At 71.0% G+C, this 18,863-nt stretch carries 17 protein-coding genes; 3 read left to right on the forward strand and 14 right to left on the reverse strand.

Features of this window, described 5'->3' with window-relative positions; translation table 11 throughout:
- From secD to pgsA, 12 genes are all read right to left on the reverse strand, one after another.
- Entirely contained in the window at positions 1 to 1,743 is a 1,743-nt protein-coding gene (secD, locus tag ACZ3ZE_RS31405; protein WP_361169438.1) for a protein translocase subunit SecD, read from the reverse strand.
- 147 nt (positions 1,744 to 1,890) lie between these two features.
- Positions 1,891 to 2,313 carry a preprotein translocase subunit YajC gene (gene yajC, locus ACZ3ZE_RS31410; RefSeq protein WP_361170230.1) on the reverse strand — a complete coding sequence of 141 codons (423 nt, stop codon included), beginning with the start codon at positions 2,311 to 2,313 and terminating at the stop codon, positions 1,891 to 1,893.
- Positions 2,314 to 2,492: 179 nt separating this feature from the next.
- Entirely contained in the window at positions 2,493 to 3,572 is a 1,080-nt protein-coding gene (ruvB, locus tag ACZ3ZE_RS31415) for a Holliday junction branch migration DNA helicase RuvB (RefSeq protein ID WP_361169441.1), read from the reverse strand.
- 32 nt (positions 3,573 to 3,604) lie between these two features.
- Positions 3,605 to 4,237, reverse strand: a complete 633-nt coding sequence (gene ruvA, locus ACZ3ZE_RS31420; RefSeq protein WP_361169444.1) for a Holliday junction branch migration protein RuvA — start codon at positions 4,235 to 4,237, stop codon at positions 3,605 to 3,607.
- Entirely contained in the window at positions 4,234 to 4,764 is a 531-nt protein-coding gene (gene ruvC / locus ACZ3ZE_RS31425; RefSeq protein ID WP_361169448.1) for a crossover junction endodeoxyribonuclease RuvC, read from the reverse strand. The genes ruvA and ruvC overlap by 4 nt, the downstream gene beginning before the upstream one ends.
- A 112-nt stretch (positions 4,765 to 4,876) precedes the next feature.
- Positions 4,877 to 5,629, reverse strand: a complete 753-nt coding sequence (locus ACZ3ZE_RS31430; protein WP_361169451.1) for a YebC/PmpR family DNA-binding transcriptional regulator — start codon at positions 5,627 to 5,629, stop codon at positions 4,877 to 4,879.
- Positions 5,630 to 5,691: 62 nt separating this feature from the next.
- Positions 5,692 to 6,288, reverse strand: a complete 597-nt coding sequence (gene pdxT, locus ACZ3ZE_RS31435) for a pyridoxal 5'-phosphate synthase glutaminase subunit PdxT (RefSeq protein WP_361169454.1) — start codon at positions 6,286 to 6,288, stop codon at positions 5,692 to 5,694.
- 6 nt (positions 6,289 to 6,294) lie between these two features.
- Positions 6,295 to 7,212 carry a pyridoxal 5'-phosphate synthase lyase subunit PdxS gene (gene pdxS, locus ACZ3ZE_RS31440; protein ID WP_361169457.1) on the reverse strand — a complete coding sequence of 306 codons (918 nt, stop codon included), beginning with the start codon at positions 7,210 to 7,212 and terminating at the stop codon, positions 6,295 to 6,297.
- A gap of 126 nt (positions 7,213 to 7,338) precedes the next feature.
- Positions 7,339 to 7,881, reverse strand: a complete 543-nt coding sequence (locus ACZ3ZE_RS31445) for a LemA family protein (RefSeq protein WP_361169460.1) — start codon at positions 7,879 to 7,881, stop codon at positions 7,339 to 7,341.
- A gap of 274 nt (positions 7,882 to 8,155) precedes the next feature.
- A complete protein-coding gene (locus ACZ3ZE_RS31450; protein WP_361169463.1) occupies positions 8,156 to 9,313 on the reverse strand; it encodes a glycosyltransferase family 4 protein in 1,158 nt (385 codons plus the stop codon).
- Complete coding sequence (locus tag ACZ3ZE_RS31455; RefSeq protein WP_467261582.1) at positions 9,310 to 10,299, reverse strand: phosphatidylinositol mannoside acyltransferase; 990 nt, start codon at positions 10,297 to 10,299, stop codon at positions 9,310 to 9,312. The genes ACZ3ZE_RS31450 and ACZ3ZE_RS31455 overlap by 4 nt, the downstream gene beginning before the upstream one ends.
- Positions 10,296 to 10,955 (reverse strand): phosphatidylinositol phosphate synthase, encoded by a 660-nt coding sequence (gene pgsA / locus ACZ3ZE_RS31460; RefSeq protein ID WP_361169470.1) that lies wholly within the window; start codon positions 10,953 to 10,955, stop codon positions 10,296 to 10,298. Before pgsA ends, ACZ3ZE_RS31455 begins: the two co-directional genes overlap by 4 nt.
- 457 nt (positions 10,956 to 11,412) lie before the next feature.
- Here pgsA and ACZ3ZE_RS31465 point away from each other — a divergent pair, with 457 nt between their 5' ends.
- Both ACZ3ZE_RS31465 and ACZ3ZE_RS31470 read left to right on the forward strand, forming a co-directional pair.
- Entirely contained in the window at positions 11,413 to 13,626 is a 2,214-nt protein-coding gene (locus ACZ3ZE_RS31465; RefSeq protein WP_467261584.1) for an elongation factor G-like protein EF-G2, read from the forward strand.
- Positions 13,627 to 13,813: 187 nt separating this feature from the next.
- Positions 13,814 to 15,472: a hypothetical protein gene (locus tag ACZ3ZE_RS31470; protein WP_361169476.1), complete on the forward strand. Its 1,659-nt coding sequence runs from the start codon at positions 13,814 to 13,816 to the stop codon at positions 15,470 to 15,472.
- Between the two features lie 66 nt (positions 15,473 to 15,538).
- On the opposite strand, the gene ACZ3ZE_RS31475 is transcribed toward ACZ3ZE_RS31470, so the two are convergent.
- A complete protein-coding gene (locus ACZ3ZE_RS31475; RefSeq protein WP_361169479.1) occupies positions 15,539 to 16,102 on the reverse strand; it encodes an HIT family protein in 564 nt (187 codons plus the stop codon).
- A 65-nt stretch (positions 16,103 to 16,167) separates the two neighbouring features.
- Here ACZ3ZE_RS31475 and ACZ3ZE_RS31480 point away from each other — a divergent pair, with 65 nt between their 5' ends.
- Positions 16,168 to 16,854, forward strand: a complete 687-nt coding sequence (locus tag ACZ3ZE_RS31480; protein ID WP_361169482.1) for a potassium channel family protein — start codon at positions 16,168 to 16,170, stop codon at positions 16,852 to 16,854.
- Positions 16,855 to 16,870: 16 nt separating this feature from the next.
- Here ACZ3ZE_RS31480 and thrS read toward each other — a convergent pair whose 3' ends face one another.
- Positions 16,871 to 18,847: a threonine--tRNA ligase gene (thrS, locus tag ACZ3ZE_RS31485; protein ID WP_361623444.1), complete on the reverse strand. Its 1,977-nt coding sequence runs from the start codon at positions 18,845 to 18,847 to the stop codon at positions 16,871 to 16,873.
- Positions 18,848 to 18,863: the final 16 nt, after the last annotated feature.

The raw sequence follows: 18,863 nt of genomic DNA on the forward strand, positions 1-18,863 counted from the left end.
TCACGCCTCCTTCGGGTCTACGGGGGCGGACTGACGGCGGGAGCGCCGCAGCGGCGGCTTGGCGCCGAGGCGCTTCGGGTCGAGGCCGGACCACTTGTGGCCGTTGCCGAAGAACTTCGTACGGGCGAGGAGCGTCATCACCGGCTTGGTGAAGAGGAACACCACGACGATGTCGAGCAGGGTGGTCAGGCCGAGCGTGAACGCGAAGCCCTGGACCTTGCCGACGGTGACGATGAAGAGCACCGCGGCGGCGAGGAACGACACGAAGTCGGAGACCATGATGGTGCGCCGGGCCCGCGGCCAGGCGCGCTCGACGGCCGGGCGCATCGTGCGGCCCTCGCGGATCTCGTCACGGATGCGCTCGAAGTACACGATGAACGAGTCCGCCGTGATGCCGATGGCCACGATGGCGCCGCAGACGGCCGGCAGGTTCAGCGCGAAGCCGATGGCCGGGCCGAGCAGGGCCATGATCACGTAGGTGAGCAGGGCCGAGACGCCGAGGCTGAGGATCGCGATCAGCGACAGGCCGCGGTAGTAGACCACCAGGTAGATGATGACCAGCGCGAGACCGATGGCGCCGGCGATCAGACCGGCCTGGAGCTGCTCGCCGCCGAGGGCGGCGGTCACGGTGTCGACGCTCTGCGTGTCGAACGTGAGGGGCAGGGCGCCGTAGGACAGGATGTTGCCGAGGTCCTGGGCGGACTGCTGGTTGAAGCTGCCCGAGATCTCCGCGTTGGCGCTCAGCGTGGTGCGCACGGACGGGGCCGAGACGACCTCGCCGTCGAGCACGATCGCGAACTGGTTCTGCGGCTCCTGCTGCTGCGAGAGCTTGCTGGTGATCTTCTGGAACTTCTTGGCGCCGCCGCCCGTGAACTCCATGTTCACGATCCACATGCCGCGCTGCTGGTCGAAGACGCCCTTGGCGTCGTCGACGTCCTTGCCGTCCACCTCGGCGGGGCCGAGGATGTACTTCTCCCACTGGCCGATGGCGTTCTTGCCACAGGCGATCGCGGTGTCGGTCGCCTTGACGCCGTTACCGACGGCCGTGCGCTGCTTGGGGTCCAGGCAGTTCAGCGTGGCGAACTTCTGCTGCAGGGCGGCGGTGGCCGGGTCGGCCGGGGTGTCGGTCTTCGGCGTGCCGGTCGACTTCGGCGTCGCGGTCGACGTCGGCGTCGGGCTCGGGGCCTTCAGCGCCTCGGTGACGGCGCGGCCCTGGCTGGACGCGGTGGCCGTCGGGCTGGCGGACTTGTCCGTCTTGCCCTTGTCCGCGGTGGCGCCGGACGCCGAGGGCTTCGGCGAGGGCGAGGAGCTGGCGTTCGGCGCCGGCTGCTCGGCGGCGGCCACGGCCAGGACCGGGCGGAAGTACAGCTGAGCGGTGGTACCGACCTGCTCGCGGGCCTGCTTCTCGTTCGATCCCTTGGGGATGTTCACGATGATGTTCTCGCGGCCCTGCGTCTGGACCTCGGCCTCCGAGACACCCAGACCGTTGACACGGCGCTCGATGATGCCGACCGCGGTGTTCATGTTGGTCTCGTTGACGGCGGACTCCTGTCCGGGCTCCGCCTTCGCCTTGAGCGTGATCGACGTACCGCCGGCGAGGTCGATGCCCAGGCGCGGGGTGGTGTGCCCCGACCAGAACATGCCGCCGGTGAGCGCGACCATGGCGATCACAATGAGTGCCAGGGCGCGGCCCGGCCGGCTCTGTCCCCCCGCCGGCCTTCGGCCCTTCTTCGGTGCTGCCACCTGTCGTTTCTCCCTGTCCAAACCGCCCCGCGCCGGTTGGGCGCGCAGCGGCCACGAAGTGTGTGGTGGGGTCCTGCCCCCGCAGACGTGAAACCGTTGGCGGAGCCGCGCGCGCCGGATGGGCGGACGCGCGGCTCCGGCCGCGAACTACTTCGCTTCGGTCCCGCCGTCGGCCTTGCCGTCCTTGTCGCCCTCGGCGGCGTCCGTCTTCTTGGTGAGATCGGCCTTGACGTCCTCGGTGGACTCCTCGGCGGCCTCGGTCAGCGAGGAGGCGTCGTCGGGGACGACCTCGCCGGGCTCGTCGCCGTGGACGATCCGGTTGTACTCGGAGTCCTCCAGGACGGCGCCGATGGAGTTCTTCGCGTAGACCGCGTGGACGCCGGGCGCGACCTCGAGAAGGACGGTCTCGTCGCCGATCTCCTTGACGGTGGCGTACATCCCCCCGATCGTGCGGACGCCGGTACCGGGTGCCAGCTGGTTGCGCATCTCCGCCGCCTGCGCCTGCTTCTTCTTGGCAGAGCGGGTCATGAGGAACATGGCCCCGATGAGCACGATGAACGGGAGGAGCATGCCGATGTTATTCACGGGACGGAATTTCCTTCGCAAGGCCGCCGAGATGTCGCAGCCTGATTCGGGGGTGGGTGCGCCGACCATAAGGAGCGGCACCGGCGGAGTCTAGGCGAGTCCGCATCGATGGAACAACGCCCAGCATCGCACCCCGGTTCCCAGAGGGGCGAGTCTCCGCGCCGTCACGCCCCGAAGAGCCCCTGTTGTCCGCTTCCTGCGCCCCCCGGCCCCGCGGCCTGCGGCGGAACCATTCCGAGGTGGCTCCATGCGGCGGGAGTGGCGACCCGGCCACGGGGTGTGCGCGCGAGGAGACCCTCCCGCACGAGGAAGGGCTCGGCGACCTCCTCGACGGTCTCCCGCTCCTCCCCCACGGCGACCGCGAGGGTGGACAGGCCGACCGGGCCGCCGCCGAACAGCTTGAGCAGCGCCTGCAGCACCGCGCGGTCGAGGCGGTCGAGGCCGCGGCTGTCGACCTCGTACACGCCGAGGGCGGCGGCGGCGATCTCCCGGGTGATCACGCCGTCGGCCCTGACCTGCGCGTAGTCCCGCACCCGGCGCAGCAGCCGGTTGGCGATCCGGGGGGTGCCGCGGGAGCGGCCGGCGATCTCGGCGGCGCCGGCGGTGTCGATCTCGACGTCGAGGAGCCCGGCGGAGCGGTGCACGACCCGCTCCAGCTCGTGCGGCTCGTAGAACTCCATGTGCCCGGTGAAGCCGAAGCGGTCGCGCAGCGGCGGCGGCAGCAGGCCGGCCCGGGTGGTGGCGCCGACCAGGGTGAAGGGCGGCAGCTCCAGGGGGATGGCGGTGGCACCGGGGCCCTTGCCGACGATGACGTCGACGCGGAAGTCCTCCATCGCCATGTAGAGCATCTCCTCGGCGGGCCGGGACATCCGGTGGATCTCGTCGAGGAAGAGGATCTCGCCCTCCTGGAGGGAGGACAGGATGGCCGCGAGGTCGCCGGCGTGCTGGATGGCGGGGCCGCTGGTGATCCTGATCGGCGCGTTCATCTCCGCCGCGATGATCATCGACAGGGTGGTCTTGCCGAGGCCGGGGGCGCCGGAGAGCAGCACGTGGTCGGCGGTGGCGCCGCGCTGACGGGCGGCCCTGAGGACCAGGTCGAGCTGCTGGCGGACCTTCTCCTGGCCGACGAACTCGCTCAGGTCCTTCGGCCGCAGCGCCGCCTCGACGGCCTGGTCGTCGCCCTCGGCGGAGGCATCGACGATGCGCTCCTCGGCGGCCGGTGCCGTCTCGTCGTCCCAGTTCACGGTGGTGGGTTGCCTTCTCTTGGTACGGGAGGTCAGCGGGCGCGGTTGAGCGTCTGCAGGGCGGCGCGCAGCAGCTGCGGCACGGGCGCGGAGCCGGTCTCGGCGAGCGCGGCCTCGGCCTGCGGGGTGACCGCGGCGACGGCCTCCTCGGCCTCGCGGCTCGCGTAGCCGAGGCCGACGAGGGCGGCGGCGAGCTGCTCGGTCCAGGGGGCGGGTCCGGCCGCGACGGCGCGCTGGGCGCCGACGAGGCCGCTGCTGCCGAGCGGGCGGCCCAGCTTGTCCTTCAGTTCGAGGAGGAGCTTCTGGGCGCCCTTCTTGCCGATGCCGGGGACGGCGGTCAGCGCCTTCTCGTCGCCGGTGGAGACGGCCAGGCGCAGCGCGTCGGGCGAGTGGACGCCGAGCATCGCCTGGGCGAGCCGGGGCCCGACCCCGCTGGCGGTCTGGAGCAGCTCGAAGACCTGCCGCTCGTCGTCGTCGGCGAAGCCGTACAGGGTCAGCGAGTCCTCGCGGACGACCAGGGAGGTGGCGAGGCGGGCGTGCTCACCGACGCGGAGTCCGGCGAGGGTGTCGGGGGTGCACTGGACGGCCATGCCGATGCCTCCGACCTCGACGACGGCGGTCGTGGGGGCGAGGGCGGCCACCGGGCCGCTGACGAAGGCGATCATCGGATACGGCCTTTCGAGGCGTGCAGGGCGACGGCCTGCTGGAGTCGGTTCTGGGCGGGGGCGCGCCAGATGTGGCAGATGGCGAGGGCGAGGGCGTCGGCGGCGTCGGCCGGCTTGGGCGGGGCTGAGAGCCGGAGCAGCCGGGTGACCATGGCGCCGACCTGGGCCTTGTCGGCGCGGCCGCTGCCGGTGACGGCGGCCTTGACCTCGCTGGGCGTGTGCAGGGCGACGGGCAGGCCGCGCCGGGCGGCGCAGAGCATGGCGACGGCGCTCGCCTGGGCGGTGCCCATCACGGTGCTCACGTTGTGCTGGCTGAACACCCGCTCCACAGCGACGAGTTCGGGCTGGAAGCGCTCGATCCACTCCTCGATGCCCTGCTCGATGCCGACCAGCCGGATGCCGATGTCGGCGTCGGCGGGAGTGCGCACCACGCCGACCCCGAGCATGGTCAGCGGCCGCCCGGCGACCCCCTCGACCACCCCGACACCACATCGGGTCAGTCCGGGATCCACCCCCAGAACACGCACCGTGCCCTCCCTGTTCGCTCACCTGTTTGTGCAGGCTATCTGCTGCCACCGACAACACAGCGGGCCGACGGGGGGTGTGTCCCCGTCGGCCCGCTGCGGTGAAGGGTCGCGCTCAGGCGTCGACCTTCTCCATGACCTCGTCGCTGACGTCGAAGTTGGCGAAGACGTTCTGCACGTCGTCGCTGTCCTCCAGGGCGTCGATCAGCTTGAACATCTTGCGCGCGCCGTCCTCGTCGAGCTCGACCTGCATGGTCGGGACGAAGCTGGACTCGGCCGAGTCGTAGTCGATGCCGGCCTCCTGGAGCGCGGTACGGACCGCGACCAGGTCGGTGGACTCACTGATGACCTCGAAGCTCTCGCCGAGGTCGTTGACCTCCTCGGCGCCCGCCTCCAGGACCGCGCCGAGGACGTCGTCCTCGCTCAGCTCGCCCTTGGGGAGCACGACGACGCCCTTGCGGTTGAACAGGTACGAGACGGAGCCCGGGTCGGCCATCGAGCCGCCGTTGCGGGTCATGGCGACGCGCACGTCGGAGGCGGCACGGTTGCGGTTGTCGGTGAGGCACTCGATGAGCACCGCGACACCGTTCGGGCCGTAACCCTCGTACATGATCGTCTCGTAGTCGGCACCGCCCGCCTCGAGGCCGGCGGCGCGCTTGATCGCCGAGTCGATGTTCTTGTTCGGGACGGAAGCCTTCTTGGCCTTCTGGATGGCGTCGTAGAGCGTCGGGTTGCCCTCGGGATCGGCGCCACCGGTGCGCCCCGCGACCTCGATGTTCTTGATCAGCTTCGCGAAGAGCTTGCCGCGCTTGGCATCGATCACGGCCTTCTTGTGCTTCGTCGTAGCCCATTTAGAGTGGCCGGACATCTGCCTGTCTCCTTCGCGTAACCCATTACTGAACGAACCCCAGAGATCCTACAAGGATCGTCTCACCGCTCGGCGCGCACCATGGCCACGAACAGCTCGTGGATCCGGTGGTCGCCGGTCAGCTCGGGGTGGAACGAGGTCGCGAGGGCCCGTCCCTGCCGCACGGCGACGATGTGGCCCTCGTGCTCGGCGAGCACCTCGACCTCCGCGCCGACCGACTCGACCCAGGGGGCGCGGATGAAGACGCCCTCGACGGGAGTGTCGATCCCCGTCACGGTCACGCCCGCCTCGAAGGACTCGTTCTGCCGCCCGAAGGCGTTGCGGCGCACGATCATGTCGATGCCGCCGAAGGTCTCCTGACCCGAGCGCGGGTCGAGGATCTTGTCGGCGAGCATGATCAGACCGGCGCAGGTGCCGTACACGGGCATGCCGCCCGCGATCCGCTCACGCAGCGGCTCCATCAGGCCGAACAGCACGGCCAGCTTGGAGATGGTGGTGGACTCTCCGCCGGGAATGACGAGGCCGTCGATCTCGGCGAGCTCCTCGGGGCGCCTGACGGGCCTGGCCACGGCGTCAGCCGCGGCCAGGGCGATCAGGTGCTCCCGTACGTCGCCCTGGAGAGCCAGGACCCCGATGACAGGGCTGACGGGAGTGCTCATGGGTGCTTACCAGCCCCGGTTCGCGTAGCGCTCGGCCTCGGGCAGGGTGTCGCAGTTGATGCCGACCATGGCCTCGCCCAGGTTGCGGGAGGCGTCCGCGATGACCTTCGGGTCGTCGTAGAAGGTGGTGGCCTTCACGATGGCGGCGGCGCGCTTGGCCGGGTCGCCCGACTTGAAGATGCCGGAGCCGACGAAGACGCCCTCGGCACCGAGCTGGCGCATCAGCGCGGCGTCGGCCGGGGTGGCCACGCCACCGGCGGAGAACAGCACGACCGGGAGCTTGCCGAGCTCGGCGACCTCCTTGACGAGCTCGTACGGGGCGCGCAGCTCCTTGGCGGCGGCGTACAGCTCGTTGTTGTCGAAGCCGCGCAGCTTGGCGATCTCGTTCTTGATCTGGCGCAGGTGGCGGACGGCCTCGACGACGTTGCCGGTGCCGGCCTCGCCCTTGGAGCGGATCATGGCCGCGCCCTCGGCGATGCGGCGGAGGGCCTCGCCCAGGTTGGTGGCGCCACAGACGAAGGGGGTCGTGAAGGCCCACTTGTCGGAGTGGTTGACCTCGTCGGCCGGGGTCAGGACCTCGGACTCGTCGATGTAGTCCACGCCCAGCGACTGCAGGATCTGGGCCTCGACGAAGTGGCCGATGCGGGACTTGGCCATGACCGGGATGGAGACGGCGCCGATGATCTCTTCGATCATGTTCGGGTCGGACATGCGGGCCACGCCGCCGTCCTTGCGGATGTCCGCGGGGACCCGCTCCAGGGCCATGACGGCCACGGCGCCGGCATCCTCGGCGATCTTCGCCTGCTCGGCGTTGACCACGTCCATGATCACGCCGCCCTTGAGCTGCTCGGCCATGCCGCGCTTGACTCGGGAGGTGCCGATCGCGTCGGCGGACTGCGGGGTGGTGGAAGGCGTGGTGGACACGGGTACCTCACTCAGTGACAACGGGGGTTGTTGACGATGACGAGGAAACCGGCCAGGAGGGGGCCACAGCAAGGGCCAATGCAGAGCCGGTGGATCGTTTTCGCAGGTTACGAAGGCCACACCCGGTCAGGCGGGGCGATCCGCAAGGGCCACAGGCGGCTCGTCATCCATTTCGAAGGCGAGCGGGAACGGGGCGTGACCGGCCAGCCGGAACCAGCGCACCTTGCGGTGCCGACGCAGCGCCCGCGCGGCCCGTACGGCGTCGTTGTGGAAGCGCCGCGCCATCGGCACCCGCCGCACCGCCGCCGCCAGCTCCCCCGCGGCCTCCTCGCCACCGGGCGCCGCGCGCACCACCTCGACCTGCTCCGGCTCCCCGAACACCGCCCGCAGCGCCTGGCTGAGCTCGCTCTCGGCGACCTCCCGGTGGTCCTCCTCGGCCTGACGCGCCGCGTGCGCCGCCTCGTAGAGCACGATCGAGGCGGCGGGATCGAGCACCCCCGACGTGGCGAGCTCCTGAGCGACCGAGGCCCGCCGCAACAACTGCGCGTCGAGCGCGGCCCGCGCCGCGTCGATACGGGTGTGCAGCCGGTCGAGCCTTCCGGCGGTCCAGCTGAGGTAGACGCCGATGAGGATGAGCGCGGCGACGGTCCAGATCAGGGTTTCGGTCACGGGCGAACAGGCTACCGGGGCGGGGCAGCACGCCTTCCCAAGGACCAGCCTCCAGCCGACAACGGCGGGAGGCGACCGCCCCCGCGGAGGTACCGGTCGCCGGTGGTCCCACTCAGGGTGGTCTTGGGCGAGGTACGAGCGAGGGGGCGGAGGCGCCCGCAGGGCGTCGTCCCGTTGTGCCCACCCGTTCCGCCCCAGCGGAACGAATGCCCACAACGGGGGGCGGAGCGGGCGGCCCCGCAACCGCGGGGCGGGGGGTACCCCCTGGCAGGCCCTACAGGCCCAAGCGGGCCCGCAAGCCGCCCCCCGCTCGCTCGTCCGTGGCCACCGACGCCGCGCCGTCCGTCACCGTCTCGTAGACGGCCAGGATGTCCGCCCCCACCGTCGACCAGTCGAACCGCCGCACATGCGCGGAGCCGCGTTCGCGGAGTTGGTCGCGGCGGGCCTCGTCGCCGAGGAGGCTGATGGCCCGGTCGGCGAGGTCGTCGGCGTCCTCGTTGGTGAAGAGCTGGCCGGCCGCGCCCTGGTCGAGGACCTGGGCGAAGGCGTCGAGGTCGGCGGCGAGGACGGGCGCGCCGGCGGAGAGCGCCTCGACGAGGATGATGCCGAAGCTCTCGCCCCCGGTGTTGGGCGCGACGTACACGTCGACGCTGCGCAGCAGCCGCGCCTTGTCCTCGTCGCTGACCATGCCGAGGAACTCGACCCGGGACCGCATCTCGCGCGGCAGCGAGGCGACGGCCTCCTCCTCGTCGCCGCGCCCGGCGACGAGGAGCCGGGTGTCGGGCCGTTCGGCGAGGATCTTGGGCAGGGCCCGCATGAGCACGGGCAGGCCCTTGCGGGGTTCGTCGATGCGCCCGATGAAGCCGAGGGTGCCGCCCTGCCACTCCTTCTTGGGCTCGGCGCGGGCGAAGAAGTCGACGTCGACGCCGTTGGGGATGACGACGGCGTCGCCGCCGAGGTGCTCGACGAGGGTGCGTCGGGCGTACTCGCTGACCGCGATGCGGGCGCTGATCTTCTCCAGGGCCGGCTGGAGGATCGGGTACGCGGCGATCATGGCGCGGGAGCGCGGGTTGGAGGTGTGGAAGGTGGCCACGATGGGCCCTTGGGCGGCCCAGCAGGTGAGGAGCCCGAGCGAGGGCGAGGTGGGTTCGTGGATGTGGACGACGTCGAAGGTGCCGTCGTGCAGCCAGCGCCGCACCCGCGCCGCGGAGAGGAAGCCGAAGTTGAGCCGGGCGACGGAGCCGTTGTACGGCACGGGCACCGCGCGGCCGGCGGAGACGACGTACGGCGGCAGCGGGGTCTCGTCGTCGGCGGGGGCGAGGACGGAGACCTGGTGGCCGAGCCGGATGAGGTGCTCGGCGAGGTCGCGGATGTGGAACTGGACGCCGCCGGGCACGTCCCAGGAGTACGGGCAGACGATGCCGATCCTCACGCCGTCCGGTCCTCCTGTCGTTCTTCCAGGTCAGCGAGCCACAGTCGCTGGAGCATGTGCCAGTCCTCCGGGTGGTCCGCGATGCCCGCGGCGAAGATGTCGGCGAGGGCCTGTGTCATGGAGGACGTCTTTTCGGCCCGGGTGCCTGACTCGGGCACGTCGAGGGGCGCGTGGAGCTGTCCGCGCATGACGTCGGTGTCGTCGTACCAGAGGGTCACGGGGATCAGCAGCGCCCCGGTCTGCTGGGCGAGGATCGCGGGCCCGGCGGGCATGCGGGTCGGTTCGCCGAAGAAGGAGACCTCGACGCCCGAGGAGGACAGGTCGCGGTCGGCCACGAGGCAGACGAGCCCGCCGGCCCGCAGCCTGCGCGCGAGCGTCCCGAAGGCGGAGCCGCCGGTGTGGGGCAGCACCTCCATGCCGAGGGATTCGCGGTAGGCGACGAACCGGTCGTAGAGCGACTCGGGCTTGAGCCGTTCGGCGACGGTGGTGAAGGGCACGCCGAGGGCGCGGGTGACCCACACGCCGGCGAGGTCCCAGTTGCCCATGTGGGGCAGGGCGAGGACGACACCGCGGTCGGAGGCGAGGGCGTCCTTGAGGTAGTGGACGTCCTTGGGGGCGAAGCTGCCGGCGGCGCGCTCCTTGCTCCAGGTGGGTAGCCGGAAGGATTCCATCCAGTAGCGCATGTACGAGCGCATGCCGGCCTTGGAGAGCTCCCGGAGGCGTTCCGGGGAGGCGCCGGGGACGACGCGCGCGAGGTTGGACTCGAGGCGCAGGACGCTCTTGCCGCGCCGCTTCCAGGCGGTGTCGGCGATGCGGCGGCCGAGGGCCTTGGCGACCGGCTCGGGCAGCTTCTTCACGGTGGCCCAGCCGAGCCCGTACAGCCCGTCGGTGACGCTGTCCTTGAGCCCGGTCTTCCCGGCCTTCCCGGCCTTCCCGCCAGACGCGCTCGTCGCGCTCGCCGCGCCCTTCGCGTTGTTCCCGCTCATCCCGCCGCCTCGCTGCCCCGCGCGGCGGCGTCCGCCTCGGCGGACTCCCGGCGTACGGTCACGACGCGCTGTCCCAGGGTGACCGCCGAGCCGACGGCCACGATCCACAGGGCGATCGGCAGCAGGATCTGGATGCCGGGCACGCCGAAGTTGTGCAGTCCGGCGAGGCCCGCCGCGACCAGGGAGATCACCAGGCGTTCGGCGCGTTCGACGAGGCCGTTGACGGCAACGGGCAGGCCGATCGATTCGCCGCGGGCCTTGGTGTACGAGACGACCTGGCCGCTGGCGAGGCAGAAGATCGCGACGGCGCACAGGACGTTGTCGTCACCCTTGCCGGCGTAGTAGAGCGCGAAGCCGCCGAAGATCGCGCCGTCGGCCACCCGGTCGAGGGTGGAGTCGAGGAAGGCGCCCCAGCGGCTGGAGATGCCCGCCTGGCGGGCCATGTTGCCGTCGACGAGGTCCGAGAAGACGAACAACGTGATGACGATCGTGCCCCAGAAGAACTCCCCCCGGGGGAAGAAGACCAGCGCGCCGGCCACCACCCCGGCGGTGCCGATGAGCGTCACGGCGTCGGGGCTGACGCCCCGGCGGAGCAGAAACGCGGCGAACGGTGTGAGGACACGCGTAAAAAAGGCACGCGCGTACTTGTTCAGCATGGCCTTCCCGAGGTTCGGTGGGCCGCGCGGCCCCTACGACCACCGGCTCACCCATCGTAGCCACGCGCGCCCCCGCGGGAGCGTCGGCACCCGCCCACCGCGCCCGTGCCGTCGCATCCGGAGCGAATCCGGACCGCGCCCGGAGCGAATCCGGGGCGCATCCTGACCAGGTCCCAGCCACATCCGGACCACATTCGGACCACATTCGGACCACGTCCGAGCCACACCCGGACCACATCCGAGCCGCACCCGGACCGCGTCCCCGCCGCACCCGAGCCCGTCCCCCACCCCACCAGCCCCCGCGCGCGTAGGACGTATGGACGCACCGTGACGTCGGTGCAAAGCTCGAAGGACGACCGCGGGCACCGCCGGAGCCGCACGCGGCAGCGACACGCCGCACCACTCCCCCGCGCCCGCGTCCCCACCTCACCGTACGAGCAGTCGGGAGGAAGACATCATGGGCGACAAGGCGAACGCGCACTCCGGGGCCGCCGGCAGGGCTCCAACGGCCGACCGGCCCTCGGCCGTGCGGAACGTGGTGCTGGTCGGCCACAGCGGATCGGGCAAGACGACCCTCGTCGAGGCCCTGGCCCAGACCGCCGGGGCGGTCAACCGGGCCGGGCGCGTCGAGGACGGCGGGACGGTCTCCGACTACGACGAGATCGAACACCGCCAGCAGCGCTCCGTACAGCTCTCCCTCGTCCCCGTCGAATGGGGCGGGTGCAAGGTCAACCTCCTGGACACCCCCGGATACGCCGACTTCGTCGGGGAGCTGAGGGCCGGTCTGCGCGCGGCGGACGCGGCCCTCTTCGTCGTCTCGGCGGCGCAGGAGGCCGACGCGGTGATGGGCTCCACGCACGCGGTGTGGGAGGAGTGCGCCGCCGTCGGCATGCCGCGGGCGATCGTGGTGACCCATCTCGACACGGCGCGCACGGACTTCACCCGGCTCACCGAGATCTGCGCCGGCCTGTTCGGGGGCGACGACCCCGACGCCGTACTCCCCCTGTACCTGCCCGTGCGCGGCGAGGAGAGCGCCGACGGGCACGCTCCGGCCACCGGTCTGGTGGGGCTGCTCACGGAGCGGATCTTCGACTACTCGACGGGGGTACGGCGGGAGGACCCGCCCGACGAGACGCAGCGGCCGCTGATCGCGGAGGCCCGCGGCCGGCTGATCGAGGGGATCATCGCCGAGAGCGAGGACGAGACCCTGATGGACCGCTATCTCGGCGGCGAGGAGATCGATCTCAAGACCCTCGTCGACGACCTGGAGAAGGCGGTCGCGCGCGGCACGTTCCACCCGGTGCTCGCCGCCGCCCCCGCGGCGGACGGCGGCAAGCAGGGGCTCGGCACGGTGGAGCTCCTGGAGCTGATCACCGGCGGCTTCCCCACGCCGCTGGAGCGCGCCGCCCCGGTGGTCACGAGCCCGGAGGGCGCGCCGCGGCCGGTCCTGACCTGCGATCCGGACGGGCCGCTGGTCGCGGAGGTCGTGAAGACCTCCTCGGACCCGTACGTGGGCCGGATGTCGCTGGTCCGGGTCTTCTCGGGCACCCTGCGTCCGGACGCGACCGTGCACGTGTCGGGGCACGGGCTGACCGACCGGGACCACGAGGAGCGGGACCGGCATGACGCCGACGAGCGGGTGGGGGCGCTGACCTCGCCGTTCGGCAAGCAGCAGCGGGCCCTGGCGCAGTGCGTCGCGGGCGATCTGGCCTGTGTGGGCAAGCTGGCCCGCGCGGAGACGGGCGACACGCTGTCCGCGAAGGACGACCCGCTCCTGATGGAGCCGTGGGCGATGCCCGAGCCGCTGCTGCCGCTGGCGATCGAGGCGCACAGCAAGGCGGACGAGGACCGGCTGTCGCAGGGGCTGGCGCGGCTGGTGGCCGAGGACCCCACGATGCGGCTCGAACAGAACCAGGACACGCATCAGGTCGTCCTGTGGTGTCTGGGCGAGGCGCACGCGGAGGTGGCCCTGGAGCGGCTGCGCGGTCGCTTCGGCGTGCAGGTCGACACCGTCCCGCACCGGGTGTCGCTGCGGGAGACCTTCGGCGGGGCGGCCGCGGGGCGCGGCCGGCATGTGAAGCAGTCGGGCGGGCACGGCCAGTACGCGATCTGCGAGATCGACGTGGAGCCGCTGCCGGCGGGCAGCGGCATCGAGTTCGTCGACAAGGTGGTCGGCGGTGCCGTGCCGCGCCAGTTCATCCCCTCCGTGGAGAAGGGCATCCGGGCGCAGGCGGCCCGCGGGGTCGTGGCCGGTCATCCGCTGGTCGACATCCGGGTCACCCTGCGGGACGGCAAGGCGCACTCGGTGGACTCCTCCGACGCGGCCTTCCAGACGGCGGGCGCCCTGGCCCTGCGGGAGGCTGCGGCGGAGGTGCCGATCCGTCTCCTGGAGCCGGTGGCGGAGGTGTCGGTGCTGGTGCCGGACGGCTATGTGGGTCCGGTGATGAGCGATCTGTCGGGGCGGCGCGGCCGGGTGGTGGGCACCGAGCAGGCGGGGCCGGGGCGGACGGTGGTGCGGGCGGAGGTGCCGGAGATCGAGATCGGGCGGTACGCGGTCGAGCTGCGGTCGGTCTCGCACGGCACGGGCAGCTTCCACCGTGCGTACGCGCGGCACGAGGCGATGCCTCCGCACCTGGCGGACAAGCTGCGCGAACAGGAGGAAAAGGGATAGCGGCTGACGGATCGTCGACCGGATGCCCTCGCGTGCCGCCCGCCCAACTCCCTTTCGGCGGGCGGCATTCGGACGCCTTCGTCCGGTCCCGTGACGCATCCGGCGTCGCCCGGTTACGCTGTGGTGCCCAGCTCAGAAGGTGTGCGGGGCGCGGCAGTTGGGAACAGCCCGCACAGGGACCGTGGTGATGGGGGCGGCAGTGACGATCGGCAGTTTCGGCATCGGGGCGCAGGTTCCCCTGCAGGGCTCGGACGCGCAGACGGCGGCGACCCATGCCCTCGCCTCCGCCGCGTACCGCGACAGCCCGGTCGGGGTGATCCTGGAGGCCAACAGCGAGTGGCACAAGTCCACGGTCAAGGAGGGCAAGTGGCACAAGCTGTTCCGCCCGGACCTCGGTGAGGCCTTCTCCCGGGCCGTGCAGGTGCGGATGCTGGGCGGCGCCCGCAAGCCGCTGATCCAGTCGTTCGGCGCCGAGCCGCAGCCGGTCGTCGAGCACTGCCTGGCCGCCACCCGCATCCGCAAGCAGCGCGACGTGAAGCTGACCCTGGTGACGCTGGTCTTCGGCCTGCTGTTCCTGCCGGGTCTGCTGCTGTGGCTGGGCGTGATCCAGCTGCGCCGGATCGCCGCCGGCTCCGACAACAAGCGGACCAGCGCCATCGGCACCCTCGTGCTGGTCGCCGCCGGTATCTTCGCCTTCCTCGTGCTGCTGAAGCTGCCCTTCGACGGTGTGCTGCCCAACTATCTGCGCGCCATGGTGGTGGCCCCGGTGGCCGGCTGGTACCTGGCCCGCCGGATCTGCGAGGGCACCGCCCAGGACCTGCGCGAGCGCTGGACCGCCCTGCTCAGCGGCGGCGGCATCGGCGCCAAGATCCCCGAGGCGGTGCCGCAGGACCCGGGCGAGAAGACCGCCGAGGAGCTGCGGCAGAACCTGGAGAAGCTCTCCGCCGAGCAGCAGTCCAACGTCATCTTCTACGCGGGCCCCAAGGGAATACTGGGCATGGGCACCCGCTGGGGCAGCTGGACCCTCGCCGAGGAGCTGATCCCGAAGAACGGCAAGGAGATCCACGACTTCCGCGCCTGGGACGTGGTCCGCGAGATCCACACCCAGCTGACGCTCCTGGAGCGCGGCTCACTGAAGACCGGCTTCCCCAAGCCGACCGTCAAGCACTGGATCGTCTCGCCGGTCGGCGAGGGCGCCGACGAGGTGGGCCGCCCCTCGGGCGAGAACATCGTCGCCTTCCAGGTGAAGCCGCACGAGATACAGCGCATCTGCAACGACCAGCAGTTCGGCAGTGGGAACCGGCACTATCTGGGCGTCCAGTTCACGCTCTGGGACGGGCAGCTGGTCCTCACGATGATGGTGACGGTCACCTCGCTGCACCACACGCTGCGCGTCGAGGTCACGGGTCACGCCCTCGGCCCGGTCCACTCGCTGTTCACCAGCAAGCCGAAGGCGAAGACCAAGGAGGTCTCCAAGACCGTCAGGTTCTGGGAGACCCGCGAGATCAAGCTTCCGCTGACCGGCACCGACGACGTGGTCCGGCAGGCCGTCCGCGCGCCGCTGACCTGGTTCCCGCCGGTCCTGGACTTCCTCGGCGGCAAACTGGTCCTGCCGGAGCCCTTCGGCCTGCGCCACCCCTGGGCGAGCCCGCCCTGGAAGAACCGCTTCATGGCCGACGACGCCATCCGCACCGCGACCCCCGTCCTGCGGGCGGTGCACGCGGCGACCATCAAGGTCCTCGACGACCACGGCGTGGACACGGAGCGCTTCACCAACCGCTCGCTGGTCCTCAGCGGCGGCATCCAGGACCCGGGCCCGAAGAAGGCCGACATCTACGACGCGTAGGGCCGGGGCGGCCCTACGCGTCGGATCGGGCTCCAGGGATCGGACGGATCAAGCGGATCAGACGGCTCAGATGCCGGCCGGCCAGGCGTCGGCCAGCATCTTCCGGGTGTCGGCGAGGAGCTGCGGCAGCACCTTGGTGTGGCCGACCACCGGCATGAAGTTGGTGTCGCCGCCCCAGCGGGGCACGACGTGCTGGTGCAGATGGGCGGCGATCCCGGCCCCGGCGACCGTGCCCTGGTTCATGCCGATGTTGAAGCCGTGCGCGCCGGAGGCGGCCCGCAGCGCGACCATGGCCCGCTTGGTGAACTCGCCGAGTTCGGCGGTCTCGGCCGTGTCGAGGTCGGTGTAGTCGGCGACGTGACGGTACGGCACGCACATCAGGTGGCCGCCGTTGTACGGGTACAGGTTGAGGACCGCGTACACGCTCCGGCCCCGGGCGATCACCAGTCCGTCCTCGTCCGACATCGAGGGGATCGTGCAGAAGGGACAGCCGTCGTCGGCGCCCGGCCCGGTGGGCTTGTTCTCGCCCTGGATGTAGGCCATCCGGTGAGGCGTCCACAGGCGCTGGAACGCGTCCTGCGTCCCCACTCCGATCTGCTGCTCCGGCTCAGTCGTCATGCTGTGCAGCATATTGCTTCGCCCGTTCGGATCGTGTCGCCGGGGCGGAAGATCGGTGCAGGGGCCATGCTGAACCGATGAGAGACAGGCCCTCGGTCCCGTCCGCGCAGGAGCGCTGGGACACCGCGATGGAGACCCCGCTGACAGTGATGGCCCTGGTCTTTCTCGCCTCCTACGCGGTACGGGTCCTCGGTCACCACCTGCCGGGAGCCGTGCAGGACCTCTGCCTCGCCCTGACGTACGCCGCGTGGGCGGTCTTCCTCATGGACTATGTCGTACGGGTCCGGCTGAGCGGCATCGGCGTGCTGCGCTTCGTGCGCCACCACCTCCTCGACACGGTGGTGCTGATCCTGCCGCTGCTGCGCCCACTGCGGGTCGTGAGCGTCTACGACCGGGTCCAGCGCCGCCGCGACAAGCCCCGGCTGACCCTGTACGCCCGGGTCATGGCGTATGGGGGGATGACGGCGGGGCTGCTCGGCTTCGCGGGGGCGCTGGCCGTCTACCACTTCGAGTACGGCGCCCCCGGCGCGACGATCCGCACCTTCGGCGACTCGGTGTGGTGGGCGTGCGCGACGCTGGCGACGGTGGGCTACGGGGACGTGACCCCGGTGACCCCGATGGGGCGGCTCACGGCGGTCGGGATGATGGGGGTCGGTCTGGCGCTGCTCGGCGCGGTGACGGGTTCCTTCTCGTCCTGGCTGATCCAGGCGTTCACCCGGGAGGACGAGAAGGGGCCCCCGGGGAACTCCCCGGGGGCCTCCTGACCGTGCCTCAGGACCGTCAGACCTGGACGCGGTCCTCGACGGCCTTGGCGATCTTGGCGATGGCCTCGTCGACCGGGATGCCGTTCTCCTGCGAACCGTCGCGGTAGCGGAAGGAGACGGCACCGTTGGCCATGTCCTCGTCACCGGCGATGATCATGAACGGGACCTTCTGCTTCTGCGCGTTGCGGATCTTCTTCTGCATCCGGTCCGAGGAGGCGTCGACCTCCACCCGCAGGCCCTGCTTCTTCGCCTTGGCGGCGAACTCCTGCAGGTACGGGATGTGCGCGTCGCCGATCGGGATGCCCGTCGCCTGCACCGGGGCCAGCCACGCCGGGAAGGCGCCCGCGTAGTGCTCCAGGAGCACCGCGAAGAACCGCTCGATCGAACCGAACAGCGCACGGTGGATCATGACCGGGCGCTGCTTGGTGCCGTCCGGGGAGGTGTACTCCAGGTCGAACCGCTCCGGCAGGTTGAAGTCGAGCTGCACGGTCGACATCTGCCAGGTGCGGCCGATGGCGTCCCGCGCCTGCACCGAGATCTTCGGGCCGTAGAACGCGGCGCCGCCCGGGTCGGGGGTCAGCGGCAGGCCCTGCTTCTCGGCGACCTGCTGGAGGACCGCGGTGGCCTCCTCCCAGGCCTCGTCCGAGCCGACGTACTTCTCCGGGTCCTTGGTGGACAGCTCCAGGTAGAAGTCGGTCAGGCCGTAGTCGCGCAGCAGGTTCAGGACGAAGGTGAGCGTCTTGTCGAGCTCGTCCGCCATCTGCTCGCGGGTGCAGTAGATGTGCGCGTCGTCCTGGGTGAAGCCCCGGGCCCGGGTCAGACCGTGCACGACGCCGGACTTCTCGTACCGGTACACGGTGCCGAACTCGAACAGGCGCAGCGGCAGCTCACGGTAGGAGCGCCCGCGCGCGTCGAAGATCAGGTTGTGCATCGGGCAGTTCATGGGCTTGAGGTAGTAGTCCACGCCCTCGTCGAGCTGCATGGGGGGGTACATGCCCTCGGCGTACCAGTCGAGGTGACCGGACTTCTCGAACAGCTTGCCCTTGGTGGCGTGCGGCGAGTAGACGAACTCGTAGCCCTCCTCCTCGTGCCGCTTGCGCGAGTAGTCCTCCATGACCCGGCGGATGATGCCGCCCTTGGGGTGGAAGACGGCGAGGCCGGAGCCGATCTCGTCCGGGATGGAGAACAGGTCCAGCTCGTTGCCCAGCTTGCGGTGGTCGCGCTTCTCGGCCTCGGCGAGGAACTCGAGGTGCGCCTTCAGCTCCTCCTTCGACGGCCACGCGGTGCCGTAGATGCGCTGGAGCATCGGGTTCTTCTCGCTGCCGCGCCAGTAGGCGGCGGCGTTGCGCATCAGCTTGAACGCCGGGATGTTCCGGGTGGTGGGCAGGTGCGGACCGCGGCAGAGGTCCTTCCAGCACAGCTCGCCGGTCTTGGCGTCCAGGTTGTCGTAGATCGACAGCTCGCCGCCGCCGACCTCGACGTTGGCACCGTCGTCGGTCGAGGCCGCGCCCTTGATGCCGATGAGCTCCAGCTTGTACGGCTCGGCCGCGAGCTCCTCGCGGGCCTCCTCGTCCGTGACGACACGGCGGGAGAAGCGCTGGCCACGCTTCTGGATCTCCTGCATCTTCTTCTCGATGACCTTGAGGTCCTCGGGAGTGAAGGGCTTCTCGACGTCGAAGTCGTAGTAGAAGCCGTCCCGGACCGGCGGGCCGATGCCCAGCTTGGCCTCGGGGAACAGCTCCTGCACGGCCTGGGCCATGACGTGCGCGGTGGAGTGGCGGAGGATGTCGAGACCGTCCGGCGAGGAGATCTCCACCCCCTCGACGACATCGCCCTCGACGAGCTCGTACGCGAGGTCCTTCAGCTCGCCCGCGACCCGGGCGGCGATCACGGTGCGGTCGTCGGCGAACAGGGCGCCGGCCGTGGTGCCCGCGCTCACCGTCCTCTCCTCTGATCCCGAGGCGGACTGGACGGTCACACGGACTTCAGACACGGATACTCCATACATA

The organism is Streptomyces sp. NPDC023157 (assembly GCF_055560575.1).

Excerpts from the sequence above, each read along its gene's own strand:
- ACZ3ZE_RS31480 (WP_361169482.1), top strand. The coding sequence starts at position 16,168 with ATGAGAGACAGGCCCTCGGTCCCGTCCGCGCAGGAGCGCTGGGACACC.
- ACZ3ZE_RS31470 (WP_361169476.1), top strand. The coding sequence starts at position 13,814 with ATGGGGGCGGCAGTGACGATCGGCAGTTTCGGCATCGGGGCGCAGGTT.
- ACZ3ZE_RS31475 (WP_361169479.1), bottom strand. The coding sequence starts at position 16,102 with ATGCTGCACAGCATGACGACTGAGCCGGAGCAGCAGATCGGAGTGGGG.
- pgsA (WP_361169470.1), bottom strand. The coding sequence starts at position 10,955 with ATGCTGAACAAGTACGCGCGTGCCTTTTTTACGCGTGTCCTCACACCG.
- ACZ3ZE_RS31465 (WP_467261584.1), top strand. The coding sequence starts at position 11,413 with ATGGGCGACAAGGCGAACGCGCACTCCGGGGCCGCCGGCAGGGCTCCA.
- ACZ3ZE_RS31455 (WP_467261582.1), bottom strand. The coding sequence starts at position 10,299 with ATGAGCGGGAACAACGCGAAGGGCGCGGCGAGCGCGACGAGCGCGTCT.
- ACZ3ZE_RS31430 (WP_361169451.1), bottom strand. The coding sequence starts at position 5,629 with ATGTCCGGCCACTCTAAATGGGCTACGACGAAGCACAAGAAGGCCGTG.
- ruvA (WP_361169444.1), bottom strand. The coding sequence starts at position 4,237 with ATGATCGCCTTCGTCAGCGGCCCGGTGGCCGCCCTCGCCCCCACGACC.
- yajC (WP_361170230.1), bottom strand. The coding sequence starts at position 2,313 with ATGCTCCTCCCGTTCATCGTGCTCATCGGGGCCATGTTCCTCATGACC.
- pdxT (WP_361169454.1), bottom strand. The coding sequence starts at position 6,288 with ATGAGCACTCCCGTCAGCCCTGTCATCGGGGTCCTGGCTCTCCAGGGC.